The sequence below is a fragment of the Acidobacteriota bacterium genome (genome assembly GCA_016196035.1).
Taxonomy (GTDB): Bacteria; Acidobacteriota; Blastocatellia; order RBC074; family RBC074; genus JACPYM01.
Genome location: JACPYM010000006.1, coordinates 58,928 through 75,091, shown reverse-complemented (window position 1 = coordinate 75,091; position 16,164 = coordinate 58,928). Strand labels below are relative to the sequence as shown.

The window sequence follows — 16,164 nt, the reverse complement described above, 5'->3', positions numbered from 1 at the left end:
AACCACGAAAGCCTGCGTTCCCAATCACGAGAGTTCGTGTAAAGTGGCGGCGCAATGGAACTCGAATCGCTACAAACTGTGTCGCTGGCGCTTGCGCAGGAGCGTTCGGTCGAAACCGTGTTGCAACAAATCGTCGAGGGGCTGGTTGCACAACCCGGCGTCGCCCTGGCGCGGCTGTGGCTGAAGGCTCCGGGCGATATTTGCGCGGGATGCCCGATGAAATTGGAGTGCCCAAATCAAACGGAATGTCTGCACCTGATGGCGAGCGCGGGCAAACCCACGAAAGCAGGCGTCGAAGATTGGGCGCGCTTGGAGGGCGACTTTCGGCGCTTTCCGCTGGGCGTGCGCAAGATCGGCAAGATTGGTGCAACAGGCGAGCCGTTGTTGCTGGCGGACATACGGCAGGAAAGCGCGTGGATTGCGCGTCCGAAATGGGCCGAGAGCGAAGGCCTTCGGTCGTTCGCCGGGCAGCCGCTGATCTTTCGCGGAGAAATTTTGGGTGTGCTGGCAGTGTTCAGCCGCCAGACATTGCAGCCCCAAGAGTTCACCTGGTTGCGCATGTTCGCCGATCACGCGGCGGTCGCGTTGTCCAACAGTCGCGCCTTTGCTGAGATTGAACGGCTGCGCGAACAACTGAAACTCGAAAACGATTACCTGCGCGAAGAGGCCAAGCAGGAACGCTTGTTCGGTGACATTGTCGGTGAGAGTCCGGCGCTGCATAAAGTGCTCGACCAGATCACGCTCGTCGCGCAAAGCGAAGCGAATGTTTTGGTGCTGGGCGAATCTGGCACTGGCAAAGAATTGATCGCCCGCGCCATTCACGAACGCAGCCCGCGTGCGGCGGGGCCGCTGGTCAAAGTGAACTGCGCTTCGATCCCGCACGATTTGTTCGAGAGTGAGTTTTTCGGCCACGTGCGCGGCGCCTTCACCGGCGCGATTCGTGATCGCGTGGGCCGGTTTCAACTCGCGGACGGCGGCACGCTCTTTCTCGATGAAGTCGGCGAAATCCCGCTGGATTTGCAAAGCAAGCTCTTGCGCGTCTTGCAGGAAGGCACTTTCGAGCGCGTCGGCGAAGAGAAAACGCGCCGCACCAACGTGCGCATCGTCGCGGCGACCAATCGCGATTTGCGCCGCGAGATCGAAGCCGGAACGTTCCGTCAGGATTTGTTTTTCCGCCTGAGCGTCTTCCCGATTGAATTGCCACCATTGCGCGAACGCCGCGCCGACATTCCCCTGCTCGTGCATCACTTCATTCTGGCAGCGAGCAAGCAAGCGCGTTGCGGCCAGTTGCAGGTTACGGGTGAACAAATGCAACGGCTGCAAAATTACGCCTGGCCCGGCAACGTGCGCGAACTGCAAAACGTCATCGAACGCGCCATGATTCTTTCCAGTTGCGGGGCACAACCGCTCAACCTGAACCTGATTTTGCCGCCGGATGAAGCGGCTGTTGCCGCGCCGGTAGCCAAACACATTGAACCCGCCCCCGCCTTTCTCACCCAAGCGGAATGGGAAGCGCAGGAACGCGCTAACCTGCTGGCCGCGCTCGCAGCGGCGAACGGGAAGATTTATGGCGCGGGTGGCGCGGCGGAATTGCTGGGCGTTAAACCCACGACGCTGGCGTCACGTTTGCAGTCCCTTGGCATTAAGAAAATGCGCGGCTGAACTTTCAACAACGGAGCACCTGATTCTATGAGCTTACCCGAACACTTACCGACTTTTGACGAATTGCCGATTAAATCGGACGCGCCGCCGCATTCGGCTTGGGGCGTCTTTGGCGACGATGATCAAATCGGAACGCTGAATCTGTTGACGCCGGAACGCGTTGCCGCTGCCGCACGGCTGGTGCAACGCGGTGAAGTCTTCGCGCTGAACTGGGCGTTGGAATTGCCCGATCCGCCGCTGTTCGCGCGCGCGGCGTTGCGGCATACGATCAACAAGCGGCGGCACAATGTGTTTGACGATGTCTACGACAACTTCAACACGCAATCGTCGTCGCAATGGGATGGGCTGACGCATTTCGGCCATCGCGAATACGGCTTTTATAACGGCGTCACTGCCGAACAAATCACCGGCGCAACGGGCACGCGCAACGGCATCGAACACTGGGCGCGGCGCGGCATTGCGGGGCGCGGCGTGCTGGTGGATTACGCGCATTATGCCGCCGCGCACAGTATCGAATTCAAACCGGGCGAACGTGCGCCAATCACGGCGGCGCAAATCCAAGCGGCGGCGGATTGGCAGGGCCTGCGCTTTGAGATCGGCGACATCCTGCTGCTGCGCACGGGCTGGATCGAATGGTATAACGCGCTGAACCTCGAAGAACGCACGGCACTGGCGCAACCCGGCGCGTTCAGCGCGTGCGGCATCGAGCAAAGTGAAGACTCGTTGCGCTTTCTTTGGGACAATCATTTCGCCGCCATTGCCGGTGATCAGCCGGCGTTTGAAGCTTATCCGCCACTGCCCCATGCCGACGGCAAACCCGGTGAGATGCTGCACAGCACGATCATCGGCCTGTGGGGCATGCCCATCGGCGAGATGTTTACCTTGGATGCGCTGGCCGCGGCGTGCGTGGCGGATGGGCGTTACGAAGTTTTCTTTACCTCCGCCCCGCTCAATAAACGCGGTGGCGTCGCTTCACCGCCCAATGCGCTGGCGTTGAAATGAAGCGAGGTGAATTTCAAATTGGCCAATTTGAAATTCACCTCGTGTTGACGAATCCAACGCACGCGGATTGAACGGCGCTGCTTGCCAAGGCGTGCGTTGCGTGTCAGCACACGACCACGGCTTGCGGCAACGCGGTTTCAGTTAGCGCGGCCTACTGTAGCGGCTGTTTTTGCCAATCCGTCAACGCACGCCACACCCCTTCCATCGGCCTATCCCGGAACAGCCGCGTGATGCATAAAAGTGTCAGTGTTCATGCTTGGCTCCTATTGGTTATTGCGGCTGGCCGGGATGGGCGTATCGCCCGGCTGGCCGTGTTGCTGAATGAGGTATGTGCCGTCGCTGCTGCGCCAGACATACCAGGTGCCGGTTGTAGGCCGCCAGACAGCAATGTCCGCCTTACCATCGCCGTCGTAATCACCCGGCGCCGGCACGTCGTTGTAGGGGGCGTAATTCGCGCCCCATTGCCGCAGTTTAGCTTGGCCGTCTGAGCTTTGGCGGATGTACCAGAGGCTGTCAGCGCCGCGCCAGATGGCCAGGTCGGTCTTGCCGTCGCCGTCATAATCGGCGGGCACCGGCACATCGTTGTACGGCGCGTAACCAGCGCCCCAGGCCGTGACCTGAATGCCGCCGCTGCTGAGTTTGAGATACCAGTTGCCTTCGCGCCCGCGCCAGACGGCCAGATCGGCTTTGCCATCGCCGTCGTAATCGCCGACGACCGGTGTATCGCCCGCCGCGCCCCATTGCTCGACCGCATAGCTGCCATCCGAGCTGCGCAGCACATACCATGTGCCGTTGCTGGGCCGCCAAACGGCGAGGTCGGTTTTGCCATCGCCGTCGTAATCATCTGCCACCGGCACGTCGCCGCGCGTGCCCCAGAACTGTGTGACGATTGCCCCATTCGACGAATGGCGGATATACCAGCCGCCGTCGCTGGGCCGCCAGACGGCCACATCGGCTTTGCCATCGCCGTCGTAATCGCCCGGCGCGACCACGTCGTTGTAAGGATCGTTGCTCGTGCCCCAGGCGACGCTTTGCAGTGTTTGGTTGCTGCTGCGTTGAATCAGCCATTCGCCCGTCGAGCCGCGCCAGACGGCCAAATCGGTCTGGCCATCCACGTCGAAATCGGCTTTGACGGCGCGCTTGCGCAAGGTCACGCGACCCGGCACGAGCGTCGTGCCGATGCCGCCTTCGTTGAGGCTGGCCTGGGTGATCGTGACGGTCGAATTGCTACCTACCGCGCCGTGCGCGCGCAACCGCAAGCGCAACAATTCGCCGTTCGCCGTTACACCTTGGCTGCCAGCCAGCGCCACCCGCAGCAAGCCCGGCGTGTTGAGATTGACCGCGCGCAGCCAGTTGTTGGTCAGCGCGCCGCTCTCGACCGCGAGCAAGGTGAGCACCGCCGGGTCATAAGCGAGGCGCATTTCCGCGCCGTACAACGCACCGGAGGGCAGCGTCAGCGCGAGCGGCAACAGGAGATCCGCGCCGTTGGGCACAGTGACGGTGGGCAGCGCCAGCGTCGCCAGCGTGCTTGGCTGGTTGCCGCCGGTGAAGCTGCCGTTCACATCGCCCAGCAGGATGGCGCTGAAATCCTGATTGATCTGATTGCTGTTGAGATTGGCGTATGGGCGCGTGGGCGGAGTGAAATCCCACACGCGGTCGGCGCCAGGGAAGGGCAGGCCGATTAAACCCACCGCGTATTGCAGCGCGTAAAAAGCGTCTTGTGAATTCACCGCGCCGCTGCGATCCGCATCCGCCGCCACGAGCGCCGCGCCGGTCAGCGTAATCAATCCGGCGGAATGTTGCAGGATCAACGAGGCGTCCAACGCCGAGATGCCCGCCGCGCCATCCGTCTTGCTGGGCGTCAACGTGTAATTGCCCGCCAGCACATCATTCACGCTGAACGCGCCGCCGGCATTGGTCGCGGCGCTGTAATTGCGCGCGCCGCTCAAGGCCAGTTGCACAGCGGGCACGCCCGCATTGGTCTGCCAATGCCGCACCGTGCCCGCGATGGAATACTCCGGCAAGACGTTGAACGCGCCATTGGTCGTCGTGGCACTGAGCGCGCCGCCATTCAACAACGCGCTGGCGAAGGTGAGCGGCGTCGTGCTGCCAGGTGTGCCGGGTATGTCGAATTCAAGCACCGCCAGCGTGCCTGTGCCGCTCACCGGCCCGCTGGACGAAGCCAGTGCCAAACGCACTTCGCCGGGCGTGGTCAGGTTGGACTGCACACTCCAATTTGGAACCAGCGTGCCCCGTTGCGCGCTGACGGCGCTGAGCACCGCGCTGTTGAACGTGATGCGCACATCAGCGGCGGTCAAGCCGCTGACGTTGGCGTTGAGCGGAATTTGCACGCGCACATTGCGCGGCCCGCTCAAGGTGGGCAAGGACAGGGTGCTCGCGGCCTGATAAGTGAAGCCGCCCGTCCGCACATCGCTCGCGCCATCAGCGTTGACGACGCGCACATCCACCACCGCCGGGAAGTGCGGCGGCGTGGTGCAAATGATTTGCGTTGCGCTGACGCTCGTTACCGTGGCGATGGCCTGATCGAAGCGCACCACCGCGCCGGGTTTGAAATTGCGCCCGGCCAACGTCACCGTCGTGCCGCCCGCTGCCGACCCAATGACCGGCGCGAGGCCGTCAATAAAGGGCCGATCCACCACGGCGAAACGATAGGGATTGTCCGGCTGTCCCGCGCGCACCACGCTGGCCGCGTCGCGCGCTTCGAGGTAATAGTCCACGCCCGGCGCAACGACTTCGCCCGCCAGCAACGTGGCCGCATACAGATTGCCGCTCGCCGTCATCGCGCGTTCGGTGTAATTGCTTGCGCCCGCCGCGCGGAAAAACAGCTTGACGCTTTGCACGCCCGTGTTGTCAGTGACGGTCGCGCTGATGGGGATTGCCAGATTCGGCGGTTGTGTCGCCGTCAGCGGCGTATGCGCGATGACCGGCGGCACGACATCCACCGGCGTGGCTGCTGCTGCGTTGGAAAATGCCGACTCGACATTGTTCGCATCCACCAACGTCAGTTTGTAAAAGTACGTCGTATTCGGCGTGACGCTGTTATCGTTGACGCTCGTCGCATTGGCCGCGATTGCGCCGTTGAGCAAGGTGTAAGGCCCGTTGAGATCCGCCGCGCGATAGAGCTTGAAACCGTTGAGCGTGCCGAAGCCGCTGCGCGTCCAGTTCAAAGCGACGAAGCCTTCATTGCCTGTTGCTTGCAAATTGAGCGCGCCGACAATGAGCGTGTAATTGCGCTGGCTTGTGCAGGCGCCCTCCGTCGCCGTCACCGTGAAATTGAAGCTGCCTGCTTGCGTGGGTGTGCCGCTGAGTTGGCCGTTTGAGAAGCTCAGCCCATTCGGCAACGTGCCCGTCAGGCTGAACACGGTGGTATTGCTGCCGCCAGCCGCAGTGAAACTGATGGCCGGATACGCTTGTCCAACCACACCGCTGGGCAGCGCCGCCGGGCCAACGGTGAGCGCGGGACAAGCGCCGATGGTCAGCGTGGCGCTGGTTGACGTGGCCGTGCGTCCGCAGGCGTCGCTCACCACTACGTCGTAAGCGCCCGCATCGGCTGCCGTGACTGAGGCGATGGTGTAATTGCTCGCCGTCGCGCCGCCGAGGTTGCTGCTGTTCTTGCGCCACTGATACGAGAGGTTTGTACCGCTGGCCGCGACGCTGAACGTCACTGATGCGCCCGCCGCTATGGTTTGACTGGCGGGTTGCGTGGTGATGACGGGCGGCGTTTGCGGCGGCCCGCCCACGCACTGCGAAAATTCCGAAGTGTTGCCATTGGCATCTATGGCCGTAGCCGTGAGCACCGGTTTGCCCGCTATCGGCGTGTAGTTGAAAGTAAAAGTTCCGTCGGCTTGCAAAATGAGATTGCCTAGATAGGTCTCGCCTTCGCCATACCCTGAACAATCGCAGGTGGCGCTCGCAAAAAATTCAAGCCGTACCGGATAAGCCGGGATGGCGTTGACGAAGGCGAGCGTGGCGTATGACCCCGTCGCGGCGCCCGGCGTTAGCGGCGCATCCAAAACCGGAAACGGCAAACGCGTGTTGGGGTAAGTGCTGTTGAGTCCCGATAGGCTATTGACGGTGACGCCGTCACCGGTTTGCGCAAACGCGCCTAGATTGCCTATCGCGAGGTCTATCGCCAAATAAGCATTGTTGGTGATGGAGTTTTGGCTAACGCGGTTGTTTTTGTTCAGGCCGCTGCCATCAATCAAAATGCCGCTGCCGTTGTTGCCATAGATTGAATTTCCCTCAATCGTGTGTGATCCGCCAGCGCCGGAAATGTTGCCATTGAAATCTTGCACGCGAATCCCGACCCGGCCATTTCCCGCAATCACATTACCGGTGCCGGGCAGGTCGCCGCCGATGTGTTCCTGCGCTGAACTCAGATTGAGGCCTTCACCGCCATTCCCGAGTAAGCCCGAGCCAGCGCTGTTGAGTCCGATGAAATTGCCTTGGATCAAATTTTGCGCGGTGCCGAAGGTTGCAATGCCCGCGCCCAAATTCCCCGCAATCACATTGCGGGCGGCGTTGGTTGACCCGCCGATGACATTGTTAATCCCGGTGCCGTTATTGACGACCCCGCCGCTCAAGAGAATGCCGAAGCTTAAATCTCCGGCCGCGCCGCCATTCCCAAGGGCCGTCATGCCGGTCATGTTCGTGCCGATATAGTTGCCGCAGACGCTGTTGCCGCCACTGGCGATGGCGATGCCTCCGCCGTCATTCCCGGAAATTACATTGCGAGTGCCGGGCGCCGTACCGCCGATCATGTTCGACGGGCTGAGCAGGTAAATGCCATAGCGTTGATTGCCCTGATCTGCCGCCGCGAGCGCGTCGGTGCCGATGAGGCAATTTTCGACTTTGTTTTGGAAGCTGCGAATGACGATGCCGTCGCGGCTGAAACGATTGATGACCAGACTGCGCAAGGTGGAATCCGTCGCGCGCAGGTCAAGCCCGTCGGCGTTCGCGCCCGCTTGCACACCGTTGAGTTCGACCCGCGTCGCGCCGCCCGGCCCCGCCGCGCCGTCAAGCACGATGGTTTCGGTAATGAAAGGCAGCAGCGTCCCCGTCACATCAATGCGCGGCGTGCCTGGGCCGAGGTCGAAGGCAATGATGTCCAAACCTGGGTTACCCGCCGCACATTCATTGACCGCCACGTTGGTGTTGGCGGCTTGCAGGGCTTCGCGCAACGAACAGAAGCCATCCGCCACGACTGTGTCAGCGGTCGTGTTGACGACGATGGACGCCGGTTGCACCAACAGCGTATAGCTTTGCGTCGCTGTGCACCCATTGGCATCGGTCGCCCGGACGGTAAAGGGGAAGAGACCCGCTTCGGCGGGCGACCCGCTGAGTGTCCCGGCAGGGTTGAACCGCAAGCCAGCAGGGGGCGAAGTCACGCTGATAATGTCGAAGCTATACGGCGCAACGCCTCCGCTGGCGGTCAACGTTTGATCGTAAACCGCGTTGAGTGTGGCGGTGGGCAAGCTTGTGGGCGTGATGGTGATGACAGGGCATTGCAATGCGCCGCCGCCACCGCCCAACAATCCGCCGCTGATTGAAAAGGTGCCGCCGGCCAGCAGGTCGGCGCTGAATTGGCCTGCCGTGCCCTGGAGGCTGAACGCGCCGTTCGCGCAGTACTCGCCGCCGCTGGTGACCGCCGCTTTGACCAGCGTGAAAGCGCCGCCGCTTTGCGCGGGTGCAAGCACCATTGTGCTGGCGTTGGTGGCGGCGTTGCGTGTTGGTTGAATTGTCTTGCTGTGCGCAGCGGTGTTGGCCGCACGCTCAATGCTGGCGAAGTTGCTGCTGCGCGTGGCCGTCACCATGCGATGCGCGAAGATGGTGAGGCTCAACAACGCTGGCAACAGGCCGAGCATTGCGATTTGGTAGCGTCTTGCTGATCGTTTCATAACTTTGCCCTCCGGGTTTGATGAAGCTGGTTGAAAAGCTCTGTTGTCCTGAAAGGACTGGATTCAATAGCCGGGGGCCACGCCCCCGGTGGCGGCGGCAGGTGTAACGGCCCTGCCGGGGCCGCATTTGACGCTTGGTTCGACCCTTTCAGGGTCGGGAGAATTCTTGCCGCGCTACCGGGGGCGTGGCCCCCGGCTATTGAATTGTGCCCCTTCAGGGCTGCTGCGGAACTTTTCAAATAACTTTTGAGATTGTTGTCGTGGCCGTTGCTAAACAGCGCGGCTGCTGATCGTGCATGGTCGTCAGTCACGCGCTGTTGCTTTTGCGTCAGTGTTGCTGGCTTGTCTGTTTGGTTGCAGCCGGATTGCCCGGCGCGGTTTGTTCGAGCAACTTTTGCAGCGCCTCTTCCAGTGCCGCCAGCCGCGCCGCGAGCAAGGCGTTGTGCTCTTTCAGCGCGGCGTTCTCGGCGCTGAGGCGTTGGCTGAATTGATGCTGCTCTTTGGCGGCCTGCAACAACAGCAAGGGCAGCTTGCTGTAATTGACCGTCTTGTAACCCTGTTCATCCGTGCCGACCAAATCGGGGAAGACGGCTTCGACTTCCTGCGCGATCAGCCCATAACTTTGCGTCGCGCCGAATTGCCGTTGCGGAAATTCGCTGGCGCGCCAATAAAAGTGGACGGGTTGCAGCTTGACCAGTTTGTCCAGCAGGTTGGGGAAGGGCGTGATGTTTTGTTTGAAGCGCAGATCAGAAGAGCAAGTGCCCGCGATGACTGTGCCATCGGCATCTTTGACGCAGCCGTTTGCGCCCGTGCCGATGCGGATGTCGCCGAAGACCTGCAATTTGTCGGTGGGTGTCGTCGTGCCGACGCCGAAATTGCCCGCCGTGGTCAGCGCCATCCAAGCCACGTCATTGACCGTGAAAAGGAGCGTGTGATTGGATTTTGTCCCGAACCAACCACCTACAAAGTTTACATACGAGCTGAGAGTGACATTCCCGTCGGTGTGCGTTAACCCGTAGCTATTGGTTGAGGTTTGAACGGTCAGGGGATTGCTGAAAGTTTTGTTGCCCGCAACAGTCTGCGCCGTGCTGAGGTCTACGAAATTCTTTGTCGTAGAGCCAGTACCGCCTTTGGCAATTGGCACCGTGCCCAAACGCGCATTGTCGAGTGTGCCGGTCGTGAGATTGGCGGCATCCAGGTTCGTCAAGGCCGCGCCGTTACCATTGAGCGTGCCGGTGATGTTGACATTGCCGTTGAAATAACCCGCCCAGCCGCCCGCCGTGTTTTCGCCGAAAACGCCATAGCCGGTATTGGACGCGCTCACCCCTTTCACGCCTGTCGTGCCAATCCCTTTTACTCCGACGCCCAAACTCCCAAATTGCTCATTGAGACTGCCGTCGCCCAGTACGCCGATGCCGCCAAAAATCGAATAATTCACGCCATAAACACCTGCTTTGGTGCTTTCTTCCGTCCCCCCGGCTACGCCATGCGAAGACACGCTGCCACCATAGACCCCCATGCCTGTGTCCGATTCGCCTGCCACCCCAATTTTCGCATTCCCGAAGCCGCCGCTATCGCCGCTCTTGCCATAAACACCAATGCCACTCGTCGCGTGCGTGCTTTCACCCTTAACGCCGCTGCCGGCGCTAAGACTGTTGCTGCCGGAAAACACCGGGGCGTTGCTGATTGCGCCGGTCAAGTTGAGCGGCACGCCGAGCTTGGTGGCGGTGATGGCTCCGTTCGCCAATTTGGCTGTCGTGATCGCATTGTTGGCGATCAGCGTCGCGCCTTGTGTGCCTGTCACATCGCCCGCCAGCGCACCGCTGAAATTGCTTGCCGTCGTGGCGGTGTTCGCCGTATTAGCCGTATTGGCGGTGTTGGCCGTATTGGCGGTGTTGGCCGTATTAGCTGTATTGGCCGTCGTTGCTGTATCCGCTGTTGCGGCTGACAAGCTGCGAATCGCGTAGGGCGCGGAAGTCAGCGCGCTGCGTGGAGCGAGGATGGTGTAAGCCCCCGTGCTCGCCCCTTGCCGCACGCCGATTTCCAAATAACGATTCGCGCCGGGAAAAGCATTCACACCGAAATCGAGCGTGGCTTTGAAGACGCCATTGCTGACCGCGACATCATCGGCGCTGAACGTTGCGCCTTGCTGTGTGCCGCCTGTGAGCGTGTCGAAGAGTTTGAATTGCAGATCATAAGCGCCATTGGCCGGGCCGCCGTTGTCATTGAGTTGGCCCTGATAGGTGAATTGCGTGGTTTGCGCGAATGCAGCTGTGCCAAAGCAGAGTGTAAGTAAGAGCGTGATCGTGATGAGGCGTTGCATGATTTCTCCTTGGTTTGGTTGAGAGGGAAGCGTGTTGTGCCGGGGCGGTACCGTTGCGGCCTAGCGTTCGACGTTGCGCAAGACGCAAACGCCGCCGCCCGCCGTGGCGACAAACAGGTCGTTGTCAATGCGCGCGAAATAGAAGCTGCGGTTGGTCGTCATGCCCTGGTTGGCGCTATACCAGCTTGCGCCATTGTTGTTAGACATGGCGATGCCGCGCCCGTAGGTCGTGGCGTAAAGCGTCCGGCCCACGCGGATCAGCGCATTCGCGCCGCCCGTGATGGTTTCGGCGTAACCAAGCAGTTCCGTCCAGCCCGCGTCTTCGCCGTCAGCATTCAGGCGGTAAATGCCGTCGTCGGTGGCCGCCAGCACGGTGCCGCGATAGACATTGATGTCGTCAATGAAATCGTTGCGAATGCCGTCCTTGAACGCGCGCCAGCTTGCGCCGTCATCATCCGAACGGAACATGCCGCCGCCGTAACTGCCGGCCAGCAAGGTGCTGCCGCCCAATTCGGCGAAGGTGAGAAAGGGCGCGTCGGCGGGCAGCGCGACGGGTTGAAAGCTGTCGCCGTTGTCGGTCGAGACATACGCGCCGCCTTCCCAATAGCCGACATACAATTTGCCGTTCAGGGTTTTGATGACGGCGGGCGAGGCGAATTCGGGCAAGCCGTTGCTGAGCAATTCCCAGGTGTTGCCGCCGTTGGCCGAGCGATAGAGGCCGTCGCCGAACGATCCGGCGAAGACGCAGCCGTCTTTATAACCAAGCCCAGCGCCCCAAATCGCGCTCAAGGGGAATTGGCGGAAGCCGTCGTTGAGCAGCCGCCAGCTTGCGCCTTTGGTGTCTGAGGCCCAGATGCCGCCTTGCGTCGAAACGTAAAGGCGGTTGCCGACCGCTAGCATGCCGCCGTCCATGCTGGCCGCGCGCAAGCCGCTGTTGGCGCGTTCCCAACTTGCGCCGTCGTCCATTGAACGAAAGACGCCGTCGAAGGTCGCCAACAGCAAGGCGTCGCCGCTGCGTTCGAGGCCGCGCACGTTTTTGCCGAGGCCGAAGGTGGGATTGCACATCGTCCATGTCGCGCCGCCATCGGTGGAGCGATAGAGCGCGCCATCGCTGGTGGCGCAATAGACGTCGGCCTCCGCCACGGTCAAATCGCCGAGGTTGGCATTTTCAGGCATGCCCTGATTTGAGAAACGCCACGTCGCGCCGCCGTCATCCGACACGATGACGCCCGCATTCGTCGTCGGCAGCAGGAAGCGGTCGCCCTGCGCTTGCGGAATGTGGCCGGGCGTCAGCTTGACGGCGGCGGGCAAACGGTCGTTGCTGTTGGCCCAACTCGCGCCGCCGTCGGTCGTGCGATAAAGCCCGTCGTTAGTCAGTGCCAGCAGCGCCGCCGGCCCGCCCACCAGCAAGACCGGCTGCGGCGTTTCAGGCAAACCCGTGCTCGCTTCCGTCCAGGTATCGCCGTTGTCCGCCGAACGAAAGACACGGCCCGTCACGGTCGCGGCGAAAAGCTGGTCGCGTTGCGCCGCCAGCGAAAGCACGGCGACTTTTTCGGGCAAGCCGTTGTTGACGAGTTGCCAGGTCGCGCCGTCGTCGGTCGAACGCAGCACGCCGCCCGGCCCTTCGCCAAAGGCGTCGGTGCCATACAGCACCGCGTCGCCATTGACCAGCAAGCCGTAAACCTGCGTCGCCGGACTGCCCAGCGCGCGTTGCCAGCTTTCGCCCGCGTCATCCGAGAGATAAACGCCGCCCGTCGTGCCGGCAAAAACACGGCTGCCTTTGCGCGCAAGCGAGGCGATCAAGCCGGTTTCCGGCCCGGCCAGTGCCGCCCATTGTTTGCCGGGGATGGTTGTCAACGCGGCCTGGGGCGCGGTGGCGGACGTGGCGCTTTCAAGCTGCGGCAGTGGGTTGAGGTTTGGTTGATGCTGGCCGCGCTCAAGCGAGGCGGGCAGCCGGGGCGGTTGTACGAGTTGTGCTTGGGCAGCGTGGTTGCAGCAGAGCACTGACAGCAGGCCGAGCAACAGCGTGGCCGTTTGCGTGCGGATTGAATTGAAAGTGGCTTGATACATAACGAGTTCCTTTCTTGGCTAATTGCAGTTGAGGTTGAAGCGGACTGGCGGAGGTGGTCAGCCGCGGTTTATCTGGGTACGCAGCGCTGCCAGCGTGCGGGCTTGGCAGGGGAGCGAAGCAAACTGGAAAGGAAATCCTCCGGCCTTGTTCCGTCCAGTTCCACGTCTGCACGCTGGCAGCGCTGCGTACCCAGGTTGGTTAAGGTTTGCCTGGCATTTCAAAATCCAGATTGACCGGCGCGCTGGGCAAGCTGGGCAATTGCAGCTTGAACATTTGTTTCTGGCGCGCGACGGCGGCCGGATTGTTGCGCTGGTAATTCTCGCCGAACTTTTTCATCGCTTCCGATTCCGTGCGATGCGTCGTGGGCGTATCGTCGCTGACGATTTCCAACTGCCAGTCATCGGTCCAGATTTGGCCTTGTCCGTTGAGCACCGCGCCGAAACGAATGGCGGCGCTGTTGGCGGGCACGTCCAGCGCGATGGCGAATCTCTTCCAATCCGGCGTCAGGGAAAACTCAAAGTCGTCCAGCGTGTTGCTGAACCGCAGGCTTTCGCTGTTCTCGTCCCGAATGCCCATCCACGCGAGCGCCGCGCCGCCCGGCTGCACCGCGCCTTTCATCCAACCCGACAGGCGCACACGCTGGCCACGATAGGCATCGGCTTTGACCTGTTGCGAGAGCGCCGCGCTGTTATTGTCATTGGGTTGCGTCGGATTGGATTTGAGTAGCGCGCTCGCCTGGCCGCTGCGTTTGACGGTGGTGTCGGTGTGGATGATCGAGTAGTAGTTGCTCGCACCCTGCCAGCCTTTGGGCGTCACGCTGCCCGCGCGGTAATCGGGCATTTGCTGCACGGCGAGCAGCCGCCACGCGCCTTGCTGCCGCACGCAAAAATGCATGAACTGAATGTAAGCATCCATGCCGGGCCGCGTCTCGTGCTGATAACCGCGCACGTTGGCGGCATCGCCCGTGACTTGGACTTTCAAATCAGACAACTCAATCGTGCGGCCTTTCGAGTTGGTGAAAATCTGAATGATGGTCGCGCGGTTGCTGCCTTCGCCGCGCCAGTTGACCTCATAAAAGTTGTCGGCCAGCACGCGCTGCAAGGCCGCCACGTCGTTGTTGATCTTGGCGGCGCGGAAGTCTTCTTCGAGTTTCAGGACGGCCTGTTCATCGGCGTTTTGTGCGAAAGCGAAGGCACAGGCCACACAAGTGAATAACCAAACGGTAAATAGTCTTCTCATCTTGAGACTCCTTCCTGGAAAAGCCCTGGGTACGCATCGCTTCTAGCGTGCGGGACTCGGCGGAAGACGCATTCATTCCGAAGGGCTTCCCCAGGCATCAATGCGTCTGCTGCCAAGCCCGCACGCTAGAAGCGATGCGTACCCGGGTCGTTACTTCTTATTCGGGTCAAGAAATTGCGTGTTCGATTGCAACTGCCAGCGTCCGTCACGTTTGACCCAGAGGCGCGTGAACAGGTGATGTTCGAGCGCGTTGCCTTCCCATTGTTCGGTTTGCGCGCCGCGCACGATGGCGAGGTCGCCGATGATTTCGATGTCCATGCGGTCGAGGTTGAAGACGGCCACCGGCGTCGGGCTGGTGGCGCTGGCGCGAAAGCCCGCTTTGTCGCGTTGCATGCCGTTTTGATTCAGCCCGCAATAATCGTCAGCGACCAAGCGGTCAAAGGCGGCGCCATCTTTGGCTTTGCGCGCGGCAACCAGGGCTTCTTCGGCCTGGCGCACTTCGAGCGCCGCGCCCGTATAGGCAAAGGTTTCCATCCACGGCTTGATGAGCGGTGAGAGCGCGACGAAACGTTGTTCCGCCGTGGCAGCGTCCAGTTTCGCGTCTTTCGGAAAGGCTTTGAGCAATTCGGTGAGGAAGCCGAGTTTGTGTCTGTGGTAAAGGTCGGCGGCCAGGTCGGCGGCACGGCTCAGCGCAACGCCGCCAGTGAGCATGTCGCTGTTGCCGAACATCGTATCCAGCGTGTGCGCGGCGGGTGTGATCACCGCGCCGGGCAATTGAAAGCCGAGTTTGATTTGCCTGCGCAAGGCCGGTTGCTTTTCGCCCAGCCAGGCGTGGATCAGGTAGGTTTCGATGATGCTGTTCATCCACGGTTTGGGCAAGCGCCCCAGCGCCTGATTGCGCAACCCGCCCGCGAGATAAAAGTAACCAACGGCTTCGAGCACAACTGGCGTTGCCGTGTCATACGTCAAGCCTTCCGCCGCAAGGGCGTTGTTCAGCGTCTCAGGCAATTTGCTTTTGTACATTGCCAGCATGCCTTTGATACCCGTGGTGTCATTGCTTTCAACGAAAGTGAGCGGCTCCTGCAGCACCATCGGCACCACGAAAGGACAAGCCGGACAAAACCGTTTCCCGTCGTCTTTGTTCAACAGGGCATAGCCGAGTTCGAGTTTGGTCTTGAGCAGCGGCTGATAGAAATTCAGCAGGCTTTCGAGTAGGGCGCGTTTGCTGGCGGCTGCTTTCGCCAGTTCCGCGCTGTGATAGCTCGTGACCATCCCTGCTGTTTTAGTGAGTCCCAGGCGCTCGACTTTTAGCAGCGGCGCGATTTGCAACGTGCGCGCTTCCACCACGGCGCTCAAATCGGCGTCGCTGACGCTTTCCAGCAAACGCGCGGCTTCATCGAGTTTGGCAATCGCGGCCTTTTTGTCTGTGGGTTGGTTGGGACGCCACAAGGTTTTGCTTTCGAGAAAAGCGGCCTGGGCTTGCCAGCGTGCGGCGTCGGCCTCGGTGGCGGCGCGCAACTCAACCAGCTTGATTTCATATTTGCCGGCCAGCAGCCGGCCGTCGGGATAGCCAAAGGTCTTGACCTCGATGCGATACACGCCCGGGGGCTGACCGGTAAGCCAGACGGACTCATTGCCGCGCGTGCCGTTGGGGCTATCCATGTCTACGAGCAACTTGCCCGCCGCGTCGTACACCAACACTTCCACGTCCGCGCCTTGTTGCGCCGCGATGACGTGCGCGGTCTGCTGCGCGGCGAGCGTGAGTTGGTAACGGTGCGTCTCGTTCGGCTTCAATTCGGCGCTGATAGGCGCGCCGCTGGTTAAGGCGGTTTGCGCGCGCAGCGGTTGTGCGAGCAGGCAGAGCGCGCAGATGAGCAAAGTGATTTTGTGTTGCGGTTTCATTGTTCAGTCTCCTTCGGAAATTCAGAAATGAAAGTTTGCTATGCGCT

7 protein-coding genes are annotated in these 16,164 nt (G+C 61.2%); 2 read left to right on the top strand and 5 right to left on the bottom strand.

Features of this window, described 5'->3' with window-relative positions; all coding sequences use genetic code 11:
• The first annotated feature begins 54 nt into the window (after positions 1-54).
• Both HY011_02325 and HY011_02320 read left to right on the top strand, forming a co-directional pair.
• The gene (locus tag HY011_02325; GenBank protein ID MBI3421753.1) at positions 55-1,662 is read left to right on the top strand and encodes a sigma 54-interacting transcriptional regulator; all 1,608 of its coding nucleotides are present in this window, start codon (positions 55-57) and stop codon (positions 1,660-1,662) included.
• A gap of 27 nt (positions 1,663-1,689) precedes the next feature.
• Positions 1,690-2,664 carry a cyclase family protein gene (locus tag HY011_02320; protein MBI3421752.1) on the top strand — a complete coding sequence of 325 codons (975 nt, stop codon included), beginning with the start codon at positions 1,690-1,692 and terminating at the stop codon, positions 2,662-2,664.
• A gap of 263 nt (positions 2,665-2,927) precedes the next feature.
• Here HY011_02320 and HY011_02315 read toward each other — a convergent pair whose 3' ends face one another.
• From HY011_02315 to HY011_02295, 5 genes are all read right to left on the bottom strand, one after another.
• Positions 2,928-8,582 carry a VCBS repeat-containing protein gene (locus HY011_02315; GenBank protein ID MBI3421751.1) on the bottom strand — a complete coding sequence of 1,885 codons (5,655 nt, stop codon included), beginning with the start codon at positions 8,580-8,582 and terminating at the stop codon, positions 2,928-2,930.
• 328 nt (positions 8,583-8,910) lie between these two features.
• Positions 8,911-10,905: a tail fiber domain-containing protein gene (locus HY011_02310; protein ID MBI3421750.1), complete on the bottom strand. Its 1,995-nt coding sequence runs from the start codon at positions 10,903-10,905 to the stop codon at positions 8,911-8,913.
• Between the two features lie 60 nt (positions 10,906-10,965).
• Complete coding sequence (locus tag HY011_02305; GenBank protein MBI3421749.1) at positions 10,966-12,975, bottom strand: hypothetical protein; 2,010 nt, start codon at positions 12,973-12,975, stop codon at positions 10,966-10,968.
• Positions 12,976-13,174: 199 nt separating this feature from the next.
• On the bottom strand, positions 13,175-14,215 hold the full coding sequence (locus HY011_02300) for a nuclear transport factor 2 family protein (GenBank protein MBI3421748.1): 1,041 nt from the start codon (positions 14,213-14,215) through the stop codon (positions 13,175-13,177).
• Positions 14,216-14,365: 150 nt separating this feature from the next.
• Positions 14,366-16,117 (bottom strand): nuclear transport factor 2 family protein, encoded by a 1,752-nt coding sequence (locus tag HY011_02295; protein ID MBI3421747.1) that lies wholly within the window; start codon positions 16,115-16,117, stop codon positions 14,366-14,368.
• Positions 16,118-16,164: the final 47 nt, after the last annotated feature.

Coding starts and splice junctions, on each gene's coding strand:
- HY011_02315 (MBI3421751.1), bottom strand. CDS start 8,582: ATGAAACGATCAGCAAGACGCTACCAAATCGCAATGCTCGGCCTGTTG.
- HY011_02295 (MBI3421747.1), bottom strand. CDS start 16,117: ATGAAACCGCAACACAAAATCACTTTGCTCATCTGCGCGCTCTGCCTG.
- HY011_02310 (MBI3421750.1), bottom strand. CDS start 10,905: ATGCAACGCCTCATCACGATCACGCTCTTACTTACACTCTGCTTTGGC.
- HY011_02300 (MBI3421748.1), bottom strand. CDS start 14,215: ATGAGAAGACTATTTACCGTTTGGTTATTCACTTGTGTGGCCTGTGCC.
- HY011_02320 (MBI3421752.1), top strand. CDS start 1,690: ATGAGCTTACCCGAACACTTACCGACTTTTGACGAATTGCCGATTAAA.
- HY011_02305 (MBI3421749.1), bottom strand. CDS start 12,975: ATGTATCAAGCCACTTTCAATTCAATCCGCACGCAAACGGCCACGCTG.
- HY011_02325 (MBI3421753.1), top strand. CDS start 55: ATGGAACTCGAATCGCTACAAACTGTGTCGCTGGCGCTTGCGCAGGAG.